Source organism: Parendozoicomonas verongulae, from assembly GCF_009711465.1.
In the GTDB taxonomy this organism is placed as follows: Bacteria; Pseudomonadota; Gammaproteobacteria; order Pseudomonadales; family Endozoicomonadaceae; genus Sansalvadorimonas; species Sansalvadorimonas verongulae.
The window spans coordinates 947-1,373 of record NZ_SMME01000553.1; the positions used below are offsets into that span (position 1 = coordinate 947).

A 427-nucleotide genomic window follows, 5' to 3' on the forward strand; every position below is an offset into this window, starting at 1 on the left:
TGTCCTTGAGGATACGATCTGTCATGGGCGATTTGGTCGTTATTGCTGGTCTAAGCAACTGAATTGTAACAAAAAACCATCTCGCCTTTTTTGTTTGTCATACAATATGCGGGTTAGCTCTGGCGGTAGATAGACGGCGTAATCGCTGGAGTTTATTTGCCATGGGCCTTTCTCAGACAGAGAAAGTAATGAGTCTTGTGACAACTGAATGTCAGTGGAAACTGGAGAGTCCAGATTTCCACTCATATGAAAGGAATCGCTGTATTCAGATGTATTCTCATTGCTGGATACTTCTGCTTTTGAGAGCTCTTCATATGAAGGTTGTGAGCCGGTCGAGTCCAATGCGATGGGCAGACTGGCACCTGAGATATCGCTGTGTATCATGACTTCGCTGGCTGCTGCTTCCACGATATCTGTTTCTTGGTAT

1 protein-coding gene is annotated in these 427 nt (G+C 45.0%); it reads right to left on the reverse strand.

What is annotated here, in order from left to right:
• Positions 1-39: 39 nt before the first annotated feature.
• The coding region (locus E1189_RS01450; RefSeq protein WP_230459959.1) for a hypothetical protein at positions 40-427 on the reverse strand (388 nt) is incomplete at its 5' end.